This is a genomic window from Crassaminicella indica, assembly GCF_019203185.1.
GTDB classification, from domain to species: domain Bacteria; phylum Bacillota; class Clostridia; order Peptostreptococcales; family Thermotaleaceae; genus Crassaminicella; species Crassaminicella indica.
In genome coordinates this window covers 2,358,509-2,383,655 of sequence record NZ_CP078093.1, presented here as the reverse complement: position 1 = coordinate 2,383,655, position 25,147 = coordinate 2,358,509, and the positions used below count along the sequence as shown (strand labels likewise).

Sequence of the window (25,147 nt, the reverse complement as noted above, 5' to 3'; positions counted from 1 at the left end):
CCTCCTCTAAGAAGTAATTCTATAAACATCTAGCACTCCCTGCATAGACTTTATTCTCCTTATTAGTTTATCTAACTGCTGAACGTTAGTAATTTCTATTGTAAGATTAACAACAGCAACTTTGTCCTTAGTAGTCCTAGCATTCACTGCTGTTACTGTTAAATTTATATCTGATATAACATTTGTAACCTCTGATAATAATCCCTTTCTGTCTACTGAAATGATTTGTATTTCCGTTTCATATGATTTTTGTCTATCCTCATCCCACTCTACCTCTATGAAACGATCCATAGAATCCATTTCCTTTAAAATATTTACACAATCAGCTCGATGTATTGAAACACCTCTTCCCCTTGTAATAAATCCAACAATTTCATCTCCCGGAACAGGAGTACAGCATTTTGCAAATCTCACAAGTATGTTATCAATTCCTTTTACCTTAACTCCCTGTGTATCTTTCTTTGTATGCTTTGGCTTATTCTGTTTATTAACTGCAACAATAGCTTCCTCAGAGGATTTTTCTTCCTTTACAGACTCTTTATACATTTGCTTTAGCTTTGGTATTACCTGACTAATCAGAATTCCTCCGTAGCCAATAGCTGCATACAAATCTTCTATATTATTTAATTTGAATTTCTTTACCAATTGATTCATCCACTGTGCTTTAGCAAGCTCATGCACTTCATGCCCATTTCTTTTTATTTCCTTTTCAAGCATGTCTCGACCTTTTTCAATATTTTCTTCTCTTCTTTCCTTTTTAAACCACTGTCTTATCCTATTTTTAGCTTGAGTACTTTTTACAAACTTCAACCAATCTCTACTAGGTCCATGACTTTGCTTTGATGTTAAAATTTCCACGATATTTCCGTTCTTCAACTTGTAGTCTATTGGCACAATTCTACCATCTACTTTTGCTCCTATACAACTATTACCAATAGCAGAGTGGATTTTATAAGCAAAATCAATAGGTGTAGATCCTGCTGGAAGATCAATCACATCTCCTTTTGGTGTAAAAACAAACACTTCATTAGTAAATAAATCTATTTTTAAGCTCTCCATAAATTCCTTTGGATCTTTCATATCTCTTTGCCACTCTAATAATTGCCGTAGCCATCTTAACTTATCATCTAAATCATCTTTATCTTCAGTTTTTCCTTCTTTATATTTCCAGTGAGCAGCAATACCATACTCCGCTATCCTATGCATATCCCATGTTCTGATTTGAATCTCTAAAGGCTCTCCATTTGGTCCTATAACAGTTGTATGAATAGACTGATACATATTAGGTTTAGGCATTGCAATATAATCTTTAAATCTACCTGGAATAGGTTTCCACATTGTATGAGCAATTCCTAATACACCATAACAATCTTTTACATTATCAACAATCACTCTTACAGCAGTTAAGTCAAATATTTCTTCAAAAGTTTTATGTCTGTAAACCATTTTTCTATAAATACTATAAAAATGTTTAGATCTACCATTTATTTCACATTTGATATTTACCTTTTTTAAAGCTTCCATTAATTCATGGATAACTTGATTAATATATTCTTCTCTTTCTCGTTTTTTCTTAGCCACCTTATCCACTAAGTCATAATATCCCTCTGGATCAATATAACGCAAAGATAAATCTTCTAATTCCCACTTTATCTTTGATATACCTAATCGATGAGCTATTGGCGCATATATTTCAAGGGTCTCTTTTGCTTTTTCTCTTTTTTTCTTTTCATCCATATACTTTAATGTTCTCATATTATGGAGTCTATCTGCAAGCTTTATAATAATAACCCTTATATCCTTTGCCATAGCCAAAAACATTTTTCTTAGACTTTCTGCTTGTCTTTCTTCTTTTGTCTCATAGGTAAAACTTCCTAGCTTTGTGACCCCTTCAACCAAAATAGCTATTTCTTCACTAAATTCTTTTTTTATCTCGTCATATTCATATTTTGTGTCTTCAATGACATCATGAAGAAGTCCGGCTACAATAGTTGCATCATCCATCTCTAATTGTACTAAAATTTTAGCAACCTCTAGAGGATGAATAAAATATTTTTCACCAGATTTTCTTATTTGCCCTTCATGAGCAGCTTCAGCAAAATTATATGCTTTAATAATTAAGCTCATATCACTATTTGGATTATATTGCTGGATTTGTGCTAACAGCTTTTCTAACATATCATCACCCTATTTAATACTTCATAACAGTAAAATTATAGACTTCATTAAAATATTAAATACATTATATAACAAATATAATAAAAAACATAGTATCACATAAGCAATTTGTCAAAAAATAAAGAATAAGTGGTTGAAAATCCAACCACTATTCATATTTGATTAACGATCTTACATCATAACCCTTTAAGGTTTCTCTACCATTTAAATACATAAGTTCGATAAGGCATAATACACCAACTACTTCTCCACCTAACTGTTCAACTAACTTTACTGTTGAACGTAATGTACCACCTGTAGCAAGTAAATCATCTATAATCATTACCTTTTGTCCTGGTTTGATTGCATCCTTATGAATTTCTAATGCATCACTGCCATACTCTAGGTCATATTGAAGCTTTACAGTTTCAGCAGGAAGTTTTCCTGGCTTTCTTACAGGTATAAATCCTTTTTTCATAGCATAAGCTAGAGGTGTTCCTATAATAAATCCTCTTGACTCAGGTCCCACAATCAAATCAAACTCTTTATCTTTTATTTCTTCTACAATCTTATCAATAGTATAATGTAATGCTTCTCCATCTTTTAAAAGAGTTGTAATATCCTTAAATCGAATTCCTTTCTCTGGAAAATCAGAAATTACTCTTATTTTATCCTTTAAATTCATGAAAATTCCTCCTCTTATTTATATCAAAGCACTGGTTTTTCGCATTTATATATTTTCACATGCACAATTTATTATATGATATATTCTATACCTATTCAATACCGTTAAGACAAATACATATATCATTTCAAAAATAAATGTGGCAATATCCTAATGACATTGCCACATTTATTTTTAAATATTTAACCAGCATTATATCTACCTTTTCTTAATTCCCAATTTTTCCATAAAGCCCAAATAGGACTTGCAATAAAGATAGAAGAATATGTTCCTGTTATTGTCCCTGCAATTAACGGAAGAGCAAATACTTTTATAGATTCTACCCCAAACACATAAAGAGCTGTAATCGTTATTAATGTTGTTAAAGATGTATTAATAGATCTTGTCAATGTTTGATTGACACTTATATCTACAATTTCATCATAATTTTTCTTTTTCATAAACCTAATATTTTCTCTTATTCTATCAAATACAACAATAGTATCATTAATAGAATATCCTACAATTGTAAGCATAGCAGCTACAAATGAACTATTTATTGGAATCCTAAAAATAGCAAAAACAGCAAGTACTACAAGTATATCATGCAGTAAAGTAATAATAGCTGATGCTCCGAATTTAAACTCAAATCTAAATGTAATATATATAAGCATTCCAATTGCAGCAATAGCAACTGATAAAAATGCTTTCTTTTGTATTTCCTTTCCAATAGAAGGTCCAAACTGTTCTGCTTCTCTAAAATCTTCATCCTTTAGGTTATACTTTTTTTGAAGAGCTTCAAATACTTTTTGTCTCTCACCACTATTTAAATCCTTTTTTGTCTTGATTATAATTTCATGTTTATTTTCACCTACATGAAGAATATCTCCATCTAAATCAAATTTTTTGATAACTTCATTAATTTCATTTACAGAAACTTGTTTCTTTAAATCAATTTGCATCATAGTACCGCCAGTAAAATCTATGCCTAAATTAAAGCCCTGAATCATTCCCATTATTAATCCCACAACAATAATAGCAATAGAAAGACCAAACCATATCTTCTTTTTCTCAACTACCTTCATATTTTACACTTCCTCTCTATGCCCCATATAGTTTTGTGTTGTTAAATATATTCAAGCCAACAAAAAGCTTCAACAGCGTTTTTGTAACAATGACAGCTGTAAACATACTTGCTACAACCCCTACTATCAAGGTTACAGCAAATCCTTTAATCGGTCCTGAACCAAATTGATAAAGAACAATCCCTGCAATTATTGTTGTAATGTTAGAATCTAGTATTGTAGTTAACGCTTTGGAAAACCCAGAATTTAAAGAAGCTCTTAGTGTTTTTCCATTTCTAATCTCCTCTTTTATTCTTTCAAAAATAATTACATTAGCATCAACTGCCATTCCAATACTTAGTATTAAACCTGCTATTCCAGGTAGAGTCAGTACAGCACCAAATCCAATGAGTACATAAAGAACAATCAATATATAAATAACTAAAGCAATACTAGCTACAAGTCCTGGTAATCTATAATAAATCATCATAAATAAAAATACTATAGCAATTCCTATTCCTGCAGCATATATACTTTTGTTTAATGAATCAATACCAAGAGTTGGGCCTATAACAGATGTTTGTACCTCTGTTAAAGTAACGGGTAATGCTCCTGCTCGAATAAGTGCTGCAAGCTGTGATGCTTCATCCATTGTAAAATTTCCTTGAATAACAGCTTTTCCATTAGGAATCTCATGATTTACAACAGGTGTAGATATAGCTTTTCCATCTAATACAATTGCAATAATACTTTCTATAGATCCTCTAGGATGAGATGCGGCTTCTTTTGTAGCCTTTTGAAAAAGCTCTGCTCCTTCGCTATCAAATTCTAAAGATACAGAAGGAACATTCCCTCTATCCTTTTCAAATACTACTTCTGCATTTTTCACGTGTTTCCCTGTTAGAATAACCTCTCCTTTATAATTTTTAAATTGAAGCTGTGCAACTTTTCCTACTGCATCAATAGCTTCTTGAGCATTTTTAACTCCTGGAAGCTCTATTCTGATTCTTTTACTTCCTTCTCTTAATACATTAGGTTCTGTTAATCCCATTGCATTTACTCTTCGCTCAATAACTTCCTTTGTTTGGTTCATAATCTTGTCCAATTCTTTTCCAGATGCATCTGTTTGCGCTTCAAATACTACAAATACTCCACCCTTTAAATCAAGTCCTAATGTCATCATTTCCTTCACTGGACTTATTTTAACATTACCAATTTCAAGGCCTTTTATCCCTGCAATAGCTCCTACGGTAGCAATGGCAATGATCAATAATAAGACAATTGCATTTTTAAATTTCATAACCACTTATCCTCCTTTTTTACTCATAAAATCATTATAACTCTAGCATAAAAGGCGGTCAATCATAGATAAAGATAATTATCCATTTATTAATTATTTTTTATGCTTATTAGCTAAAGCTACGTAATTCAAAGCTGAATTTTTTAATTTTTCTCGATCCTTTTCTGTTAATTCTCTCACTATTTTTGCAGGAGTTCCCATCACCAACGTATTAGATGGAATCTTTTTCCCTGGTGGAACGATTGAACCTGCTGCAATAATTACATTATCGCCTATTTCAGCACCATTAAGTATGATCGCTCCCATTCCCACAAGTACATAATCTCCTACAGTACATGCATGTACAATCGCATTATGTCCAATTGTTACATTATTTCCAATAATGGTCTCATAATCCTTTGCAATGTGTATAGTACAATTATCTTGTATATTTGTATTTTCTCCAATAGTTATATGGTTATCATCTCCACGAATAACTGTTCCATACCAAACATTTGCATTTTTTTTCATTTTTACTTTTCCAATAATCGTAGCATTCTCAGCAACAAAACAACTTTCATCAATTTCTGGTTTATTGCCTTCATATTCAATAATCATTCTTTCGCCTCCTACTTCAGTAGCTTCGCTTGAATCACTAAAGAACATTCTATTCTCTTTTTCTCCATTTCACATCCTAATTCATAAGGTTTATAAATATCCTTGTTAAAATTGTAAGCATTAGCATGACATCCACCACTACAATAGAATTTTGCCCAGCAATCATTACATTTTTCCTTATTATATACATGAGCATCTTTAAAATCTACTTGAAAGCTTGTATTTAATTTTCCCTCTAACACATTGCCCATACAAAAATCTTCATCTCCTACAAATTGATGGCAAGGATAAATATCCCCCTCAGGAGTAATAGCTAGATATTCAGAACCTGCTCCACAGCCTGATAACCTTTTAATTACACAAGGACCTTGAGATAAATCTAACATAAAGTGAAAAAAACTAAACCCATTGCCTTCTTTTTTCCTTTTTACATATTCTTTTGCAAGAATTTCATACTGCTCAAAAATTTTATCTAAATCTTCTTCTCTAAGGGCATAGTCATATTTTTCATCTGTTACTACTGGTTCAATAGACGTGCTAGTAAATCCTAAATCTGCTAAGTGTAGTACATCTTTAGAAAAATCCAAATTTTCCCTTGTAAAAGTTCCTCTCACAAAATAGTCTTTACCATTTCTCATTTTTGCCATTTTCAAAAACTTAGGCACAATAATATCATAAGTACCCTTACCATTTACTCCATATCTCATATTATCGTTTACTTCTTTTCTTCCATCTATACTTAATACAACATTGTCCATATTTTCATTAATATATTTCATATTTTCATCATTTAATAATACTCCATTTGTTGTGATTGTAAATCTAAATCTTTTTCCAGCTTCTTTTTCTCTTTTTCTTCCATATTCTACTAACTTTTTCACAACCTCAAAATTCATAAGAGGCTCTCCACCAAAAAAGTCAACTTCTAAATTCCTTCTGTTTCCTGAATTTTCAATTAAGAAATCTAAAGCTTTTTTCCCAACTTCTTCACTCATAAGAGTCCTTTGTCCTTTAAAATCCCCTTGAGATGCAAAACAATATTTACATCTAATATTACAATCATGAGCTACATGTAAACACAGTGCCTTTACCACTGGTTTTCTATTTAAAAATGACGGGTGATTTTTATAAGTGTCTTCTGTAAATAATAATCCTTCACTTTCTAGAGTCTTTACTTCATAAATTGCTTCGATAATATCCTCTTTTGAATATTTTTTTTCTAGGATTTCTACAATCTCTTCTACGTTTTTTTTCTTGTAGTAATCTAAAATATCGTACACGATTTCATCTATTATATGAACAGCTCCACTGTTAACATCTAATACTATTCTTATATCATCTTGAGTAAATTTATGAATCATTTATGTTCCTCCTTCAATCTTTCACAACAATACATTTAAAAAACAGTAATATTTACATATTACTGTTTCTTAATATGTATTATTTATTTTCACATACTTGGTTGGCAACTGTACAAGAAGTTTTACATGCTGATTGACATGAAGTCTGACATTCTCCACATCCACCTTTTACAGCACTTTGCTTTAATGTTGCTTTTGTTAATGTCTTTACGTGCTTCATCTTTCTTCCTCCCTTAAATATATTTCTACTAAATTATAACATAAAGGTGTTTTTTTTCAAAGCCATTTATTTTAAATTCACACCTATCATTCCACCTACTCCACCTGCTAAAATTCCTATAAAAATTTTCAAAAATATAATCCCTTCTATAGAAAAATCCTTCATTAGAACCCAATTCATAAAAATGATCAGCAAAACATAAATAAGCCCTACTAATGCACCATGAAGCCATCCTTTTCTCTTTGTCTTTGTTCCTACAAACATACCGCTAATCAATGCGCTTATGACCATTACAATCGAAGCAATCATCGGAATAATTGCCTCTGAAATATTAGTATAGGCAATAAGCAGTGCCATAATAATAAAAATTAAAAGCACAAAAACACATGCTGCAACAATAGCTTTTACATAAAGCCATACGTAACTACCGTTATACTCTATGTTCTTATTAGCTTTCACATTTTCACCCCCAAAGCATTCTTATAGCATATTTATGCTGGGAGTTTAAAAATATTACTAAGCTGCTAAGAATATAAAAAGAAGACGACAATTAAGTCATCTTCTATTTCACATTATCACTTTTTATAACATTGCCAACTGCCCACCTAGCAATCTGAAGCTTAGTTTTATCAGCTCCTACTTCGATAGTGATCATATCCTCTTTTACTTTAGAAATCTTACCGAATATACCACCTATTGTTGATATTTGATCGCCAACTTTTAAACTATCTCTCATTTCTTTTATTTGTTTTTCCCTTTTTTTCTGAGGTCTTATAATCAAGAAATAAAATATAGCAATAAATATGACCGTCATAAAAATAGGTGAAGCTAACTGATTCATATTCATATGTCCCTCCTTTTTTGATAGATATATATTGCTATTCTACATAAATATTAAAAATCCTTTAATTCTTTCAATAAGTTTATAATTCATATCCATATTTTTCAAAAAATTCTTTTCTAAAATCTAAGAGTCTATCCTCTTTTATAGCATTTCTTATATTTTCCATTAGTTTTAATAAAAAATAAAGATTGTGATACGTAACTAATCTTGCTGATAATATTTCTCCTGCTTTAAATAAATGTCTTAAATACGCTCTTGAATAATTTTTACATGTATAGCAATCACAATTTGGATCTAGTGGCATAAAATCCTCTGCATATTTTGCATTTTTTATAACTACTTTTCCTAATGATGTCATAGCTGTACCATTTCTAGCAATTCTAGTTGGCAGTACACAATCAAACATATCTATTCCTCTTATAACTCCTTCTATTAAACAATCTGGACTTCCAACCCCCATAAGATATCTAGGTTTATCCTTAGGCATCAAAGGAGTCGTATATTCTAATACTTCATACATTAATGGTTTTGGTTCTCCTACACTCAATCCACCCACAGCATATCCAGGAAAATCTAAATCTATTATTTCTTTTATGCTTTGCTCTCTTAAATCTTTATACATTCCACCCTGAATAATTCCAAATAATGCTTGAGTATCTACATTTTTATGAGCTTCTTTACATCTTTTTGCCCACCGCGTTGTTCTTTCTAGTGAATTTTTTACATAATTTCTATCAGCAGGATATGGTGCACATTCATCAAAAGCCATAATAATATCTGCTCCTAATGCATTCTCTATCTCGATAGCTTTTTCTGGACTAATAAAATGTTTTGAGCCATCTAGATGCGATCTAAACTCTACACCTTCTTCTGAAATTTTTCTCAAATCTCCTAAGCTAAAAACTTGAAATCCACCACTATCTGTTAAGATAGGTCTATCCCAATTCATAAATTTATGTAATCCTCCAGCTTTTTCTACAAGTTTGTGTCCTGGTCTTAAGTACAAATGATATGTATTACTTAAAATAATTTGAGAATTTATATCTTTTAATTCTTCAGGTGTCATAGCTTTTACTGTAGCTTGTGTACCTACTGGCATAAATATTGGTGTTTCAATAACTCCATGAGGGGTAGTAATTTTCCCTAATCTTGCCCCACTCTGTTTACATTCTTTTATTAGTTCATATTTTATTGCCATGAAAATTACCTCCTATATTTCCTATTATATCTAAATAATAAACATTGCATCTCCAAAGCTAAAAAATCTATATTTATTTTTTATTGCTTCTTCATAAGCATTAAGAGTAAACGCTCTACTACTAAAAGCACTAACTAACATAATCAATGTAGATTCAGGAAGATGAAAATTCGTAATAAGTCCATCAATTACCTTAAACCTATAACCCGGATAAATAAAAATATCTGTCCAACCTTGTCCTTCATGAATAAATCCTTTTTCATCTGCAGTGCTTTCTAATACTCTAGTAGAAGTAGTTCCTACAGAAATAACTCTTCCTCCACTCTCCTTTGTTCTATTGATCAGTTCTGCTGCTTCTTTACTAACCATATAAAACTCAGAATGCATTTTATGTGATAGTATATCTTCACTTTTTACAGGTCTGAAAGTTCCAAGACCTACATGGAGTGTTACATAAGCTATTTTTATTCCTTTTTCTTGAATCTTTTTTAATAATTTTTTTGTAAAATGAAGTCCAGCAGTAGGTGCTGCAGCAGAACCTTCATGCTTTGAATAAACAGTCTGGTATCTTTCTTTATCATTTAAACTTTCCTTTATATATGGTGGTAGAGGCATAGTTCCAAGTTCATCTAAAATTTCTTCAAATATACCATCATACTCAAATTCTATAATTCTTGAACCCTCTTGTCCCATACCAATAACTTTTGCTTTTAATAAGCCATCACCAAATACAATTGTATCTCCTATTTTCGCTTTTTTTCCAGGCTTGACCAAAGTTTCCCATTGATTTTGATTTATCCTTTTTAATAAAAGGAATTCTACCTTCCCCCCTGTATTTTCACGAGCACCAAAAAGTCTAGCTGGAAGTACTCTTGTATTATTCAGTACTAGACAATCTCCAGGATTTAAATATTCTATAATATCTTTAAATTTTTTATGCTCTATTTTTCCTGTCTTTTTACTTAAAATCATCAGCTTTGATTCATCTCTATCCTTTAGAGGTGTCTGTGCAATTAGTTCTTTTGGTAAATCAAAATAAAAATCACTTTTTTTCATTTCTAAAACTCCTTACTCTATTCTTATTCCTGTATAGTAGTGCGATAAAATTTGTTCATATGTAAATCCTTGTTCAGCCATTTTCTTAGCACCCCATTGGCTCATTCCTACACCATGTCCATAACCTTTTCCTATAAATACATATTGGTCTGCTCCAGTAGAATTAAATTTTGATTTATCTTCTCTATTTAATTCTTTATTTTTTAATTCAATTTTATCAAGCCCTTTATCTGTAATAATATATTTATCTTGAATATTTATTAAGCTTTTCTCCCTTCCATTGTCTATGTATTGATTTTGAAGCTTTATTTTCTTAACGCCTTCAGCTGTAATAACATATTTGTCTTCAAAATTTGCTTCTTCAGCAAGCTTACCTGAATCAGTACTATTATTTACAATATCAAACCAAGTACTTTTAAGGTTTCTATTCCCAAATATATTTCTAATCTGTCCTTTTTCCAAAATTTGATTTCCATTTGTTCCTTGAATCTCTAATTTTAAAACTCTTCCATTTGATGAACGCTCTTTTACAATAATATTTGTAATACTACCTACAAACATACCATGAGAACTTAAAAGATCTTCAATTTGTTGTTTTTTATAAACTTTTGTCCAATGATCATTTGGAACACCAATAGAATATGGATCTTCTACCCCTCTTAAATATCCTAACGGGTTTGACCAAACATTCTCACTATCTTCTGTATGTCCACCACTGTTAGAATGATACAATGCTGCTACAACTTTTCCATCATAAGTTATTACTTTTCCTTTTGTTTCATCAACTGCTCTCTGAGTTCTTGGATTTTCACTGCTATATCCTCCATAAACTTGACAATGAATAGATGAGCAAAGATCAAAGCCATAATTTTTATGTCTATTCAAATTAAGAACAGCATAGCTTCTAGCAGCAACAGCTTGTGCTTTTTGAGCTTCTATAGGCCAGTCCCCTGACATTTCCTTCGGTACTACACTGTAAAGATATTCATCTAGACCTAACTGATTAATCACAGTCAAATCACTGTCCAAATATCTTTTGATCATCATACTTCCTCTGAATTTTTTTCCATCTAATTCAATAATACCAGAAAAGCTTTTAAAATAATAATCTTTATTTCTTGTATTATACATGAATAAAACTTTTCCATATTTATTTAATACTTGAATCCTCTTATCATCTTTGGAAATGATTCTTAAATCAATATCTGGAAATAAAGCCTTAATCATTTCAAATGCTTCTTCTGCATCAGAATAATTTGTATAAAGACCTGTCCAAACTCTCCAGCCATCCTCATAAACAAGATATGGATCATCTTTTAATGCAGATAATGAATTTAAAAATTCATTGGCTTCTTCTCTACTGCTAAAAGCACTTCCAATTTGAATATGAATAGGTCCTTGTATATTTGTATTATAGCTATCTCTTTGTCTATCAAAATCATATTCTATAAAAGTATTATTTATATGCATAAAATATCCATCTTTTCTTACAAAAATCTCTTTATCTATTAAAAAATTTATTATATCTATAAAAGATCCTCCTTCGTAATATCCTAATTTCAGACCATCAGGAGAATACATAGACACTAAAGGGGTAGCATTTTCACCAAATCGTATACCTATTTTGATTTGATCATCCTCTAACTGGTAAGCATTTGAATAAATTGAAAAAAACATCAGAACCATGCATACAAAAGTCATTTTGACCAATAGCTTTTGAAAACGTATCATACTCTTCTCTCCCTTTTTATCCCTCCATAGGTAATCCTAAATGAGCATATCCTAGTTTTGTTACTACTCTTCCCTTCGGTGTTCTTTGGATAAATCCTAATTGAAGAAGATACGGTTCGTATACATCCTCTATCGTATTCCTTTCTTCTCCTGTTGACGCAGCAAGAGTATCTAAACCTACAGGACCTCCATTAAACTTTTCTACAATTGTAAAAAGAATATTTCTATCTACACTATCTAACCCTAATGGATCTATCTCTAAGAGTTCTAACGCACTTTTAGCCATTTCAACAGTAATCATACCATTTCCTTTCACTTGTGCAAAATCCCTTACTCTTTTTAAAAGTCTATTTGCTATACGTGGTGTTCCTCTAGACCTTCTAGCAATTTCTGCTGCTGCCAAATGTTCAATTGCTACATCAAGGATAGTAGCTGACCGTATTACAATATTTTTTAAATCCTCATGATTATACATCTCCAATTTACAAATTACACCGAAACGGTCTCTTAAAGGTGATGTCAATAACCCTGCTCTTGTAGTTGCACCAATCAAAGTAAATTTCGCCAAATCCAGCCGAATAGATTTAGCACTAGGCCCTTTTCCTATAACAATATCTAAAGCATAATCCTCCATAGCAGGATATAATATTTCTTCTATGCTTCTATTTAATCTATGTATTTCATCAATAAACAAAACATCATTTTCTCCAAGATTAGTAAGTATTGCTGCCAAATCTCCTTGTCTTTCAATAGCAGGTCCTGAAGTAATTCGAATATTTACACCTAACTCATTGGCAATAATATTAGATAAAGTAGTTTTTCCAAGTCCTGGTGGCCCATAGAGCAATACATGATCTAATGGCTCATTTCTTATCTTTGCAGCATCAATAAATATTTTCAATTTTTCTTTAGCTTTATATTGCCCAATATAATCTTCTAATTTTTTAGGTCTTAGACTATTTTCTACTTCCATATCTTCACTTCTAAAAGAAGTAGTCACAATCCTATTTGCATCTATATCATAACTCATTCATATCCCTCTTTCTTATTTATTTGAAAGAAATTTCAATGCATTTTTGATGATTTCCTCAATCCCTTTACAAGAATTTTTCACTTTCCCAACAGCTTCTTTTGCTTCCCCTCTCGAATATCCCAAAGCAATCAATGCACTTACTGCTTCCTCATGATCATCTTCTAATATTTGAACCTTTGGAATTAGTGTTGGTTCGAGCATTGCAAGCTTATGATCAACCTTGTCTTTTAATTCTAAAATAATTCTCTTAGCAGTCTTTTTTCCTACCCCTTGGGCTTTTGTAAGACTATTTATATCTTCTGAAATAATTATTCCAACTAGATTCCCTATTGAAATAGAAGATAAAATCCCTAATGCTAGTTTGGGTCCGATTCCTGTTACTGTCGTTAGTAATTGAAACATTTTCAACTCTTCTCTTGTAGCAAATCCAAAAATACTCATATCATCATCTCTAACAACCAACCGAGTATATACTGTAACTTTTTCAAGAGCATTTTTAAAATTAACAATTGAAGCATTAGAAGTATATATCTTATATCCAATATCTCCATTATTAATCACTACATAATCATCACCTACAAATTCTAAAATACCTTTTATATATTCATACATTTCTTATATCCTCCACTATGATTTATCTTTTATAAACAACATACATTCTTTACTATTTTAACATATAAAAACAAAAATGTACTCAATTGAGTACATTTTAACTACTATAATCTTCTAATATTTGATCAATTTCTTCTCTATTCTTTTTAACAATTCCATTTTTAACATATTGTGCATCCATATTACTTAATGAAGAAATAGGTATTTCCGTTGTCTCTTTAAGGATATATTCTCCCTTTTCATCAACTTGAAAGATTGCTATATATCCGTTATACTCCTTAGCTATATAAAAATTTGGTGGGATCTCATCTGTCACCTGATACAATTCTATTTTATCTTTATTGCATTCCCTTATATCCCACTCAGCATAGTTTTTATTTAAGTAATCTCTTAACTCATCTAAGTTCTTGCCTATTAATTCTCTTGGAATGCGCCTCTTCTTTTTTATCATGTCTCGAGTTTTCTTATAATAAGTATTAAACACTATTTGCGTATTATCTGTTACTATATTTTCTTCAGAAACAATTAGACTGTGTTCATTTATTGGATCTTGTTTTTTTACATTTTCCTTTTGTTCTTCATGATGCTTTGGTATCTTTACTGCAATCTCTCCTATATTTAATGCATTCTCATTATTATTTTTTATATGCTTGGGCATCTTTGAATCATTTGTAACATACCCATATGCAAACCCAATCATCAGTAATACTAAACACCCAACAAATATTTTTCCTTTTCTTCGGCGTCTTCGTCTCCACACAAAAATCCCTCCTAGCCTATCTAGAAGAGATTATTTCCAAATTTTATCAAGTTATACATTTTTGCAAAATATTTTATTAATAAGTGAACAGAAGATAAATATATCTATAAATTGACTTATTTGTTGTTTGCTTATAGGCAAACAACATCAAAATGAAATATAAAGAACAGTTCATTCCAGATAACTTTTGAAAAAACAAAACTTCATTTTTTTATGTTGATGTTGTTTACCTATAGAAATAATTTGTCTATTTATCTATAAAATTTAACTCTAATAAATGAACTTTATCATTATATATCTTTACATAAATTTTATTTTCATCAATATATGGCTTATTACTAACATTTTTAATTATAAGTTTATTTTCTTTTGTTTTTAAATCTAGTTCATAAATTTCATTTCCAGCTTGGTAAACTACTTTATCATTATATCCCTTCGCAACTTTTATTTCTTTGGCCTCAGCCAATACATCAATTGTAAAATATCTCAAATGATATCTACATAAAGTATCTATATTGTCGTACAAATTATCTTTTATAAAGTAGGCATATTCTCCATCTACTTCTAGGATCTTTTGTAATCCATAAATGAATGGCTTTACGGATAAATCGCGTAAATTAATACCATACATATCATGCCCATCTCTATAAACTAATTTATCATCAGAAATAAACATTTCATAAACATTCTTCTTGGTTTTTGTAATCAATGTTTTTTCCGTTCCATCTTTTTTTATTCTATATATTTCTTTATCTTTATAGTAATATATATAATCATCCTTTACTAAAAAAAGATTATCTGAAAATCCATACTCCATCTCATCCAAAATAACTTTTTTATCTTTTCCACTAAAATCTATATACTTTAAATATTTATATCCTTCATCCTTATACTGTATATAATAAATCCCATCTTCAAATATTTTACCTGTATATGCTTCATCTTGATTAGTAAGAATAGTTATATTTTCCCCATCTAAAGAGCTTTTACAAATTCTATCTCTATTTCCTATATAAAATAAATCATTGTCCCTTATCCAAGCTTGTTCATATTCATCAGTAATATATATTTTTTCTCTGCTTTCAATATTATATATCATCAATTCATATTTATCATTACAATAAACCACATAAGGATAGTTTATTGCTTCAATTTTTTTATATTCTATATCAAGATCTTCTACAATTCTAGTGTCTAAATGGTATACTTGAGAATATTCTTGTGAATTATGTCTTAGAATATTTATTTTGTTATCTATTATTCCCAATGACATAAAATACTGATCTATATCGTATCTATTTATCACTTCACCATCATTGCGAATCCACATAATATAATTATCCTTAAAACAATATACTCCAGTTTCTCCTACTAAAATATTCTTGATATGTTGATCATCACTTAATTTTACTAAATGATTACCATCTAAGTCCATTCTATACATACCTTTAAAATTTGAGTAGTATATATATGAATCATTGATATTCATACATCTAGTGTACTTCTCACTTATTTTTTTGCTTTTTAACGTTTTTAAGTTCATTTTATAGATACAACCTTCATTTTCTGGACTAATATAATATACATATGAACCTTTTATAATAGGCTCTATGACGTCTTCTTCTATAAGCACTTTTTCATTTGAACCATCTAGTGTATTAGAGCATAACTTCCCTGTATGAGTTTCTTTATAATAATACATATTATCATCTGTCACAGTTAAGTAGTCTACATTTCCTTCAACTATTTTTTTCATTTGCATACTTTTAACATCTAACTTATATATTCCTCTATTCTCTAGCATACTAATAAAATACAAATTATGCCCGATCATATTAAGATTTTTAATTGCAAAATCAGTTACTTTAATAGGTTTATTCTCATATATATTCATTTTATACAATCTATCATCATTTTCATATTCTATGTAATATATCCATTCTCCATTTTTAACTATATTATTTTTATTCAAATGGTTTCCGTACCCTACAGGATTTACTTCATTTGAATAAGATATATTTGTACTCCCTATTACCAAAACCATACACACGAACATTACTAGATTTAGAAATTTTTTCATTATCATAATCCATTCCTTTCGCTTCGCTCAAGGCACAAAATCGAATGAAAATTGTGACTTAAATGATTATTTTATTTTACAAAAAACTCCACACAAAGTTGCATTGAATACACTGTTTCTTGAAAAAATTAAAAACAAAAATGATTTCAACATAATTTGTTGAAACCATTGACATTACTTTGATTGGCGGGAATATGTGGGAATCGAACCCACCTGAGACGCTCCTAACGCCTCAAACTGGTTTTGAAGACCAGAGGGCACACCAGCACCCATCTACTCCCAAGCATAGAGTTTTCCTTTTCAATACACATTTTGTATTATAGCATACTTATTATTTTGGTGCAAGAATAACATTATCGTTTTTTCAATCAATAATAAAAACTTATTTAGTTTAATACTATCTTCCATGTCCCATCTTCATATACAAGCTTCCATTTTTCAATCATTTCCTCTTTTAAATTAGATATATTTCCTCCTCTTTTTCTAAAATTAATAACTAATACTACGTTTCCTTCGTATTTCTGTGTTTGATACATATTCATCTCATAATTTTTCATCTCTTTCGCATAACTGCCTATCATTAGCTTAAATTTAACAAAATCATATTTTTCTTTACTCTTTGCATCTAACATTTCATAACCTTTTTGATAATTTTCATTAATTAAACAATTTAAAAATTGGTTAAAAATATTAATCGGGATATTCTCTGCTTTTTCTATAAATTTTTCATTTCTAACAAAAAAATTGTTTACCGAATAGATTGGTTCAAAAACTTCTTTGTTCCCTTCTACTAATATCTGTACAGCATGAATATAGTCAAGCTCTGTAATTGAATTTACAATAGACCAAATCATCATTTCATTATTTATTTTCTCCCAAGTATCATCAAGTATTTCCTTTGAAAAATTTATATAGCATGTCCCTGCTACTGTATTTACTGAAATAATCTTTGTCTTTTTAGGGATAAGTGCATTTAACATTTTGTTCCTAGGTCCTTTTATTAATTCCTCAAGGATCAATTCTTCCTCTATTTGCTCTGAAGAAATAATAACTCTCTTTTCTGCTATCAATCCATCATTTTGAACATTTCCAAAATATAATTTTAGCACATATCTTTTTTTATCAAGAACTGGTGGTATAGGTATTTGATTTTTATTAAAATGATTCTCATAAGACATATTTAAAAAAGCATATCCTAATGTAATCATTATAAAAAAAATAATTAAAACCTTATAAAATATTCTCAAAATAAATACCTCCTGTATCCTATGATCTGATACTTATGTTTTTAGGCAATCGCACATAAAACACAGTTCCCCTATCTACCTCACTTGTTACCTCTATCTCTCCTTGATGAAGTTCAATGATCTGCTTTGATATGGACAATCCTAGTCCTGTACCTCCTGTACTCCTAGCCCGTGCTTTATCCACCCTATAAAATCTTTCAAATATATGTGGTAAACTTTCCTTAGGTATACCAATACCATTGTCCTTGACTTTTATGGTTACTGAATCGTTTTCAGAATATAATAAAATATCAACTTTTCCACCCTCAGGCGTATATTTTATAGCATTATGTATAATATTTGTTAGTGCTTGTTGTATTTTAATTCGATCTAGCTCTATTTGAATCTTTTCAGAACAAATAAAATCTATACTAATTTTCTTTTGTTCTGCTATAGGCTTTAAGGAGTGAATTAATTTTTCTAATAGATAATTAACATATGTAATTTCATAATTTAATTCTAATTTCCCCTTGTCAATATCTACTAAAGCTAATAAACTCTCTATAATTTTATCTAATCTATTTACCTCTAAAACAATATCCTTTAAAAATTCTCTATAGGTTTCAACAGCTGTTTTTTCTTCATACATGAGAGACTCTGATAATAATTTTATAGCACTCAAAGGCGTTCTAAGCTCATGTGAAACATTCGCAACAAATTCCTTTCTCTGCTGATCTACTTGAAATAATTTTGTACTCATCATATTAAATGCATGAGCTAAATTTGTCAGTTCATCATTTCCTATCACTTCTACTTTCTGCTCAAGATTTCCTTGATACATTTTTTTGATTCCTTCTGTTAATTTTTCTATAGGAGTTGAAATAACATGCGCAAATATAAAACTAATAAAACCAGTAATTACAATACATAACATAGCTAATAAAAAATAATTTCTCATAATTTTATTTACATTATTATATACTTCTTCTAAAGAAAAAGAAATAAAAACCGAACCATATACTTTATTATTCAAAATAATTGGAACGGTAACATACATAACTCTCCCATATCCTTCTAATTCATGCTCTCTTGCAACACTTTTCCCCTTCAAAGCTTCTACAACTTCCCAATGTTCTAACTTTGTCCCATTTAAAACATCATAAGAATCATTGATTACTATTCCTTTTTCATCTAAAAGCATAATTCTTGATTTTATTTCTTTGCTGTATTTTTTTAACAGATTATCAATTTCATTACTATTATAGCTAACTATTCTATCAGCAATTATATTTCCTTGAGAAAGAAGATTCACTTTTTTTTCATTAATATAATTCATTTGAATAGATTTTCCAATAAATATATATATCAAAAGTAATGTTAATATAATAAGTAATAAATAGGTGGAAACAAGTTTCCACCTAATACTAACAAACTTTGTTCTTAGACCTAAAATAATAACCAACTCCCCACTTCGTTCTTATATATTCTGGTTGACTGGAGTTTTTCTCGATTTTTTCTCTTAATCTTCTTATGTGTACATCAACCGTTCGCAAATCACCAAAATATTCATATCCCCAAATAATTTCTAACAATTCTTCCCTACTATATATTTTGTTTGGATTAAGTGCTAACAATAATAATAATTCAAATTCTTTTGCAGTTAAATTAATCTCTTTACCTTTTATGCTTACTTTTCTTCTTAATGTATTTATACAAAAATCATCAATTTCTATTGTATTTTTAGAAGAAATAGACTCTTTTAAATTTACTCTTCTTAAAACAGCTTTAATCCTAGCTTTGAGCTCTAAAATATTAAAGGGTTTCGTTAAATAATCATCTGCTCCATATTCTAATCCTAAAATTTTGCTCGAATCATCTCCTCTAGCAGTTAGAATTATTATTGGTACAATAGACGTTTCTCTAATTTTTTTACATACCTCTAAACCATCTATCTTAGGCAGCATTAGGTCTAAAACAATTAAATCATATTCATTCATACGAGCTTTGTTTAATGCTTCATAACCATCTATTGCAGTATCTATCTTATATGACTCTTGTTCTAAACTATATTTTAACCCTTTTAAAAGGACAGGTTCATCATCTACAATAAGTATTTTATATGTCATCACATCACCTCTTCTAATTTACTTATATTCATATAATTTCCTTTTCCTTATAGTGAATATGTACCCTACAAGAAAAAAGCTACCTACAGCTGGTAGCTACAATAAAATTCTTTTTTCTCCAACTCTCTTAGTAATCTTCATTTGATCAAAATGCTCTAATAGGGGTAATGCATATTTCCTTGAAGTACCTAATAAATCTCTAAATTCTGATAGCGTTATTGAACCTTGATCCTTAATATAATCTTTCATCATTTTTATAGCTTTTTCATAGTTCTTAATATGCATAAATATATCTTCATTGATCTTTACAAGACAATTCATATCCACAAGTGCATAAAAAACTTGACCATATACTTTTTCATCTTTTTCTGTTTTTAATACTTCTTTTAGAGATGGAGGATTAAAGCCACTAGTTAGATAGGTTTTTTCTATTTCATTTTTTATTTTTTCTTGTTCTTTTGTATATATAATATGGAAATCATAAAGTGCAATAAAATTATTGAACTGCTTTAAAATTTTATTTTTAACAAAATAACTAAGAATTTCATCATATAATCTTCCCTTTACCTGCGAAATTACTTTATTTCTAAATTCTTCTTTGCTTATACCAAAGGTCAAAGGATTATTTTTATGATATTCATCTAAAATATTTTTCATTTTTTCTTCAATCTCTTTTAAATAAGATTTATGAATAATAACATCACCAAAAAGCTTTATAACCTTATTATTTTGCATTAAACTATCTATTATCTTTTTAATGATTTCTACACTCATTCCTGTTTTAACAGCATAAAAATTAATATTTTCAAATTGATTACTAAATCGCTTTATAGCTTCTTCAACAATTTGTTCTGAATTTCCTTCTTCTTTAATTCTTAATTGCTTTAATACATCTTCTTTAAATCTTTTGTGTTTTACAGGATGAGGATCTAATATTATACCTCCTCCTATTGTTTCCATAGGAGAATAAAATCTTATAACTATGTGATCTCCTCTTTTTGCAGCAATTTCATCTTCCAGCCTTAATTGTGCATAACAACTTTCTCCACATTTTAATTCTTCTCGGTCTAACAATACAATTCTGCAAAGAATTTCACTAGTCCCATGATATAATCTTAATCTACTTCTATTTTTAATTACTCTTTGGGTATTTTTTAATAAACTTATCTTCACATCTAGCATCATGCTTGGCTGCATTGAATCTATTTTAGCCAATACATTTCCTCTGCTTATTTCTTCTTTTTTTACATTGGCTAAATTGATTGCAACTCTCTGTCCAGCATAGGAAGTCTTTACAGTTTCCCCATGTACCTGCAAATGCCTAACCTTTGTTTGAATTTGCTGTGGATAAATCATTAAAGCATCGCCTTCTTCAATAGTTCCTTCAATTTGCGTACCTGTAATGACTGTTCCAAATCCAGCAATAGAAAAAACTCTATCTACTGGTATTCTAAATGGAATCAACAAATCCTTTGCTTCTGTTTCTTCTGTCATATTGTCAATTAATTCTACTAACGTATCAAGTCCATATCCATTTACAGCTGATACAGAAACAATAGATGCTTTTTCTAGAAAAGTTCCTTTTACTTTCTCTTTTATTTCATCTTTAACAAGCTCTAGCCAATCTTTTTCTACTAAATCTGTTTTGGTTAATACAATAATGCCCCTTTTTACTTCTAAAATAGATAAAATATCTAAATGTTCTTGAGTTTGTGGCATAAAGCCTTCATCAGCAGCGATGACTAATAAAACAATATCTATTCCACCGACACCTGCAAGCATATTCTTAATAAATTTCTCATGTCCTGGTACATCTATAATTCCAGCTCTTTTTCCACTTGGAAGATCAAAATGAGCAAATCCTAATTCTATTGTAATGCCTCTTTTTTTCTCTTCTTTTAATCTATCTGCATCTACACCTGTTAAAGCTTTAATCAGCGTAGTTTTTCCATGATCTATATGTCCAGCAGTGCCAATAATAATATGCTTCAAGTTATTCACCTCTTTGCCCCATTAATATATGACTTAACCCATCTGCAATGATTTTAAATTCATTTCTCTTTATAGTACGCACATCTAATAATACCTTATCTTCACTAATTCTTGCAATAATAGGTGTCTTATAATTTCTTAGCATTTGCTCAAACTTATTAATAGATAAAGACTTTGGCTTTATACTAATTAAAATCGTTCCCATTTCCTCTAATGGCATAGAACCTCCACCAACCTGAGATACGCCATTTATTTTTTCAAATGTACAATTTTTTATACAAGCTTTCAATAATTTATACAAAGCATCTGCCTTTTCCATAATTTCCTCAAAGCTCATGGTTAACATACGAAGTGTTGGAATCTTTCTTACAGCATCTATTTCATTTAAATACAATCTTAATGTTGCCTCTAAAACTGCTAATGTTAATTTATCTACTCTAAAGGCTCTTGTATAAGGATTCTTTTTCATTGCCTTAATATATTTTTCTTTTCCAACAATAATTCCTGCTTGCGGTCCACCTAATAATTTATCTCCACTAAAAGTAACAATATCCGCTCCTCCCAAAACACTTTCTTGAACTGTAGGTTCTTTATAAAGACCATATTTTGAAAAATCTATAAAGGTACCACTGCCTATATCTTCAACTACCGGTATATTATATTTTTTTCCTAAATCAACTATATCTTTTAATGGAACCTCCTTAGTAAAGCCTAATATCCTATAGTTACTCGTATGTACTTTAAGCAACGCACCAGTTTCTTCACATATAGCATTTTCATAATCAGAAATATGGGTTTTATTAGTTGTTCCTACTTCAACAAGCTTTGCACCACTTTGTTGCATTACATCTGGTATGCGAAAAGATCCTCCAATTTCTACTAATTGCCCTCTTGAAACTATCACTTCTTTATTCTTAGCTAATGTATCAAGAACAAGTAGTACAGCTGCTGCATTATTATTCACAACCATAGCAGCTTCTGCTCCTGTAAGCTTTGTTATGATTTCTTCAACATGACTATATCTTGTTCCTCTTTTGCCAGAATCTATATCAAACTCTAATGTAGAATAGTTACTTGCCACATTCCATACATCTTCCTTTATTGATTCACTAAGGATAGCACGTCCTAAATTTGTATGCAACACCACCCCTGTAGCATTTATAACCTTTCTCAAATTCATTGTATTTTTTAGTTCTACACTTTGAATAATATCATTTATTAATTTTATATCATCAATTTTAAAAGCTTCAGCTTCCTGATCATCTAATTTTATAATCTTGTTTCGTATATGATCAATATGCTCTCTAATACATTCTACAACTATAATTCTAGGAGCTTTTTTTAATAGATTTTTAATTTTTTCTTCTTTTAATAAATCATCTACTTTAGGAATTAAAGAAAAAATATTCTTTTTTTTTGACACGATCATCACCCCAATTTAAAATATTTCCACAACCAACATTATTATCTAAAATTATAACATATTATGCGAAAATATTATTCTTAAAATTTCAGACTAATATCCCATACTTGTTTCAAATTTTCAAATTTTCTGAAAATATATTGAATAACTAATAATTTTATTTTATAATAATTATAAACACTATTGATTATTTTTATATTTAATTTTGGACTTTACATCAATACACAAATAAAATTTTTGAATAAGGAGGTGTCTTATAGGTAATATTTAAAATGTATCTTTGAAATTTATTACTTACAAAAAGGAGGTCTTTTATGAGTAGTATTTCTAATTTAATAGGTGCAATCGGTAATTTTGCTTGGGGACCTATTATGATTGTTTTCTTAGTAGGAACTGGTCTAATTCTTACATTAGGTACAAGGATAGTTCAATTCAGAAAACTTGGATATGCTTTTAAATTGCTTTTCTCAAAAACAGAAACTACTGATGGAGATATCACACCTTTCCAAGCACTTATGACTTCTCTTGCTGCAACTATTGGGACAGGTAATATTGCTGGTGTTGCAACTGCTATTTCTATAGGGGGGCCTGGTTCCGTTTTCTGGATGTGGATAACAGCTGCTGTTGGTGGAGCAACAAAATTTGGTGAAGCCTTACTTGCTATCAAATATAGAATCACAAATGAAAACGGAGAAAAATCTGGTGGACCTATGTATTATGCAAGTAGAGGTATGGAGGAAAAATATGGTGGAAACTGGAGATGGTTAGGGTGGTCATTTGCCTTCTTTGGTTTTATCGCCTCATTCGGTATTGGAAATATGGTTCAAGCTAACTCAGTTGCAGAATCATTAAATACTTCTATAAATGTTCCTCATGTAGCTTCTGGCATAATTATTGCTGTTGCTACAGGATTAGTAGTTGTTGGTGGTATTAAGAGTATCGCAAAAGTTACAGATAAAATTGTTCCTGCTATGGCCATTATTTATGTACTTGGTTCTTTAATCATTCTATTTAATAATGCATCTATGATTCCCAAAGCTTTTGGTATGATTTTTTCAAATGCATTTAATGCAAATGCTGTTGGTGGAGGATTTATTGGAACTGTTGTCCGTATGGGCGTTGCTCGTGGTGTATTCTCTAATGAAGCAGGTCTTGGTAGTGCACCTATTGCTCATGCTGCTTCTAAAAATAATGATCCTGTAAAACAAGGAATCATAGGTTCTCTTGGTTCATTCTTGGATACATTAGTAATATGTACAATGACAGCTTTAGTTATTTTAGTATCTGGTCTTGTAACTATAGGAAATGACGGTCTTATGAATGTTAAAGATGGTCTTACTGGTGCAGCGTTAACTACTACCGCATTTAGCGAAGCCCTTCCAAGCTTTGGTGCATTTATTGTATCCTTTGGATTAGTCTTCTTCGCATTCTCAACAATACTCGGCTGGTATTATTATGGCTCTAAATGCTTAGAATTTATTGCTGGCGTAAAAGCTGTTAATATTTACAAATGGGTTTGGGCTTTATTATGTTTTGTTGGTGCTACTGCAAAGCTAGACATTGTATGGAGCTTATCTGATGCATTTAATGGGCTTATGGCAATTCCAAACTTGATTGCATTGCTTGCACTTAGTCCTATTATCTTTAAGATGACAAAAGAATATGAAGAAAAACAAAAAAAGCTCAAATTAAAAAGATAAAGC

22 protein-coding genes and 1 tRNA gene are annotated in these 25,147 nt (G+C 30.0%); 1 reads left to right on the top strand and 22 read right to left on the bottom strand.

The features are described 5' to 3' along the window. Nucleotides 1–6: 6 nt before the first annotated feature. The 22 genes from KVH43_RS11330 to selA form a co-directional block, all read right to left on the bottom strand. Nucleotides 7–2,178, bottom strand: coding sequence for a RelA/SpoT family protein (locus tag KVH43_RS11330; RefSeq protein WP_218282635.1), 2,172 nt, complete (start codon nt 2,176–2,178; stop codon nt 7–9). A 148-nt stretch (nt 2,179–2,326) separates the two neighbouring features. Beyond that, nucleotides 2,327–2,842: an adenine phosphoribosyltransferase gene (locus tag KVH43_RS11325; RefSeq protein ID WP_218282634.1), complete on the bottom strand. Its 516-nt coding sequence runs from the start codon at nt 2,840–2,842 to the stop codon at nt 2,327–2,329. A 182-nt stretch (nt 2,843–3,024) separates the two neighbouring features. Further along, nucleotides 3,025–3,906, bottom strand: coding sequence for a protein translocase subunit SecF (gene secF, locus KVH43_RS11320; protein WP_218282633.1), 882 nt, complete (start codon nt 3,904–3,906; stop codon nt 3,025–3,027). A 16-nt stretch (nt 3,907–3,922) separates the two neighbouring features. Further along, nucleotides 3,923–5,185, bottom strand: coding sequence for a protein translocase subunit SecD (gene secD, locus KVH43_RS11315; RefSeq protein ID WP_218282632.1), 1,263 nt, complete (start codon nt 5,183–5,185; stop codon nt 3,923–3,925). A gap of 93 nt (nt 5,186–5,278) precedes the next feature. Continuing rightward, nucleotides 5,279–5,782, bottom strand: a complete 504-nt coding sequence (locus tag KVH43_RS11310; RefSeq protein ID WP_218282631.1) for a gamma carbonic anhydrase family protein — start codon at nt 5,780–5,782, stop codon at nt 5,279–5,281. Between the two features lie 11 nt (nt 5,783–5,793). Then, a complete protein-coding gene (gene scfB, locus KVH43_RS11305) occupies nt 5,794–7,143 on the bottom strand; it encodes a thioether cross-link-forming SCIFF peptide maturase (protein ID WP_218282630.1) in 1,350 nt (449 codons plus the stop codon). A 79-nt stretch (nt 7,144–7,222) separates the two neighbouring features. Continuing rightward, entirely contained in the window at nt 7,223–7,363 is a 141-nt protein-coding gene (scfA, locus tag KVH43_RS11300) for a six-cysteine ranthipeptide SCIFF (RefSeq protein WP_218282629.1), read from the bottom strand. Nucleotides 7,364–7,429: 66 nt separating this feature from the next. Beyond that, nucleotides 7,430–7,822 (bottom strand): TIGR04086 family membrane protein, encoded by a 393-nt coding sequence (locus tag KVH43_RS11295; RefSeq protein WP_218282628.1) that lies wholly within the window; start codon nt 7,820–7,822, stop codon nt 7,430–7,432. Between the two features lie 103 nt (nt 7,823–7,925). Then, a complete protein-coding gene (yajC, locus tag KVH43_RS11290; RefSeq protein ID WP_218282627.1) occupies nt 7,926–8,210 on the bottom strand; it encodes a preprotein translocase subunit YajC in 285 nt (94 codons plus the stop codon). A 76-nt stretch (nt 8,211–8,286) separates the two neighbouring features. After that, on the bottom strand, nt 8,287–9,405 hold the full coding sequence (gene tgt / locus KVH43_RS11285) for a tRNA guanosine(34) transglycosylase Tgt (protein WP_218282626.1): 1,119 nt from the start codon (nt 9,403–9,405) through the stop codon (nt 8,287–8,289). Between the two features lie 30 nt (nt 9,406–9,435). Then, the gene (gene queA, locus KVH43_RS11280) at nt 9,436–10,461 is read right to left on the bottom strand and encodes a tRNA preQ1(34) S-adenosylmethionine ribosyltransferase-isomerase QueA (protein WP_218282625.1); all 1,026 of its coding nucleotides are present in this window, start codon (nt 10,459–10,461) and stop codon (nt 9,436–9,438) included. Between the two features lie 12 nt (nt 10,462–10,473). Then, the gene (locus KVH43_RS11275) at nt 10,474–12,192 is read right to left on the bottom strand and encodes a SpoIID/LytB domain-containing protein (RefSeq protein ID WP_218282624.1); all 1,719 of its coding nucleotides are present in this window, start codon (nt 12,190–12,192) and stop codon (nt 10,474–10,476) included. A 16-nt stretch (nt 12,193–12,208) separates the two neighbouring features. Beyond that, the gene (gene ruvB, locus KVH43_RS11270; protein WP_218282623.1) at nt 12,209–13,222 is read right to left on the bottom strand and encodes a Holliday junction branch migration DNA helicase RuvB; all 1,014 of its coding nucleotides are present in this window, start codon (nt 13,220–13,222) and stop codon (nt 12,209–12,211) included. Between the two features lie 15 nt (nt 13,223–13,237). Continuing rightward, complete coding sequence (gene ruvA / locus KVH43_RS11265) at nt 13,238–13,837, bottom strand: Holliday junction branch migration protein RuvA (RefSeq protein ID WP_218282622.1); 600 nt, start codon at nt 13,835–13,837, stop codon at nt 13,238–13,240. 97 nt (nt 13,838–13,934) lie between these two features. Beyond that, a complete protein-coding gene (locus tag KVH43_RS11260; RefSeq protein WP_218282621.1) occupies nt 13,935–14,597 on the bottom strand; it encodes a BofC C-terminal domain-containing protein in 663 nt (220 codons plus the stop codon). Nucleotides 14,598–14,844: 247 nt separating this feature from the next. Further along, entirely contained in the window at nt 14,845–16,677 is a 1,833-nt protein-coding gene (locus tag KVH43_RS11255) for a DUF5050 domain-containing protein (protein ID WP_218282620.1), read from the bottom strand. A 184-nt stretch (nt 16,678–16,861) separates the two neighbouring features. Then, a tRNA-Sec gene (locus KVH43_RS11250) sits at nt 16,862–16,958 on the bottom strand. A gap of 105 nt (nt 16,959–17,063) precedes the next feature. Beyond that, complete coding sequence (locus KVH43_RS11245) at nt 17,064–17,924, bottom strand: GerMN domain-containing protein (protein WP_218282619.1); 861 nt, start codon at nt 17,922–17,924, stop codon at nt 17,064–17,066. Nucleotides 17,925–17,943: 19 nt separating this feature from the next. Continuing rightward, a complete protein-coding gene (locus tag KVH43_RS11240) occupies nt 17,944–19,239 on the bottom strand; it encodes a HAMP domain-containing sensor histidine kinase (RefSeq protein ID WP_218282618.1) in 1,296 nt (431 codons plus the stop codon). Between the two features lie 88 nt (nt 19,240–19,327). Continuing rightward, nucleotides 19,328–20,029, bottom strand: a complete 702-nt coding sequence (locus tag KVH43_RS11235) for a response regulator transcription factor (RefSeq protein WP_218282617.1) — start codon at nt 20,027–20,029, stop codon at nt 19,328–19,330. A 96-nt stretch (nt 20,030–20,125) separates the two neighbouring features. Further along, nucleotides 20,126–22,021 (bottom strand): selenocysteine-specific translation elongation factor, encoded by a 1,896-nt coding sequence (selB, locus tag KVH43_RS11230; RefSeq protein WP_218284153.1) that lies wholly within the window; start codon nt 22,019–22,021, stop codon nt 20,126–20,128. A gap of 1 nt (nt 22,022) precedes the next feature. Next, nucleotides 22,023–23,450: an L-seryl-tRNA(Sec) selenium transferase gene (selA, locus tag KVH43_RS11225; RefSeq protein ID WP_218282616.1), complete on the bottom strand. Its 1,428-nt coding sequence runs from the start codon at nt 23,448–23,450 to the stop codon at nt 22,023–22,025. A 308-nt stretch (nt 23,451–23,758) separates the two neighbouring features. Between selA and KVH43_RS11220 the strand changes: the two genes are divergently transcribed. Then, the gene (locus KVH43_RS11220; RefSeq protein WP_218282615.1) at nt 23,759–25,144 is read left to right on the top strand and encodes an alanine/glycine:cation symporter family protein; all 1,386 of its coding nucleotides are present in this window, start codon (nt 23,759–23,761) and stop codon (nt 25,142–25,144) included. Nucleotides 25,145–25,147: the final 3 nt, after the last annotated feature.

Excerpts from the sequence above, each read along its gene's own strand:
- KVH43_RS11330 (WP_218282635.1), bottom strand. The coding sequence starts at position 2,178 with ATGTTAGAAAAGCTGTTAGCACAAATCCAGCAATATAATCCAAATAGT.
- KVH43_RS11325 (WP_218282634.1), bottom strand. The coding sequence starts at position 2,842 with ATGAATTTAAAGGATAAAATAAGAGTAATTTCTGATTTTCCAGAGAAA.
- secF (WP_218282633.1), bottom strand. The coding sequence starts at position 3,906 with ATGAAGGTAGTTGAGAAAAAGAAGATATGGTTTGGTCTTTCTATTGCT.
- secD (WP_218282632.1), bottom strand. The coding sequence starts at position 5,185 with ATGAAATTTAAAAATGCAATTGTCTTATTATTGATCATTGCCATTGCT.
- KVH43_RS11310 (WP_218282631.1), bottom strand. The coding sequence starts at position 5,782 with ATGATTATTGAATATGAAGGCAATAAACCAGAAATTGATGAAAGTTGT.
- scfB (WP_218282630.1), bottom strand. The coding sequence starts at position 7,143 with ATGATTCATAAATTTACTCAAGATGATATAAGAATAGTATTAGATGTT.
- scfA (WP_218282629.1), bottom strand. The coding sequence starts at position 7,363 with ATGAAGCACGTAAAGACATTAACAAAAGCAACATTAAAGCAAAGTGCT.
- yajC (WP_218282627.1), bottom strand. The coding sequence starts at position 8,210 with ATGAATATGAATCAGTTAGCTTCACCTATTTTTATGACGGTCATATTT.
- tgt (WP_218282626.1), bottom strand. The coding sequence starts at position 9,405 with ATGGCAATAAAATATGAACTAATAAAAGAATGTAAACAGAGTGGGGCA.
- queA (WP_218282625.1), bottom strand. The coding sequence starts at position 10,461 with ATGAAAAAAAGTGATTTTTATTTTGATTTACCAAAAGAACTAATTGCA.
- KVH43_RS11275 (WP_218282624.1), bottom strand. The coding sequence starts at position 12,192 with ATGATACGTTTTCAAAAGCTATTGGTCAAAATGACTTTTGTATGCATG.
- ruvB (WP_218282623.1), bottom strand. The coding sequence starts at position 13,222 with ATGAGTTATGATATAGATGCAAATAGGATTGTGACTACTTCTTTTAGA.
- ruvA (WP_218282622.1), bottom strand. The coding sequence starts at position 13,837 with ATGTATGAATATATAAAAGGTATTTTAGAATTTGTAGGTGATGATTAT.
- KVH43_RS11255 (WP_218282620.1), bottom strand. The coding sequence starts at position 16,677 with ATGAAAAAATTTCTAAATCTAGTAATGTTCGTGTGTATGGTTTTGGTA.
- KVH43_RS11240 (WP_218282618.1), bottom strand. The coding sequence starts at position 19,239 with ATGAATTATATTAATGAAAAAAAAGTGAATCTTCTTTCTCAAGGAAAT.
- KVH43_RS11235 (WP_218282617.1), bottom strand. The coding sequence starts at position 20,029 with ATGACATATAAAATACTTATTGTAGATGATGAACCTGTCCTTTTAAAA.
- selA (WP_218282616.1), bottom strand. The coding sequence starts at position 23,450 with ATGATCGTGTCAAAAAAAAAGAATATTTTTTCTTTAATTCCTAAAGTA.
- KVH43_RS11220 (WP_218282615.1), top strand. The coding sequence starts at position 23,759 with ATGAGTAGTATTTCTAATTTAATAGGTGCAATCGGTAATTTTGCTTGG.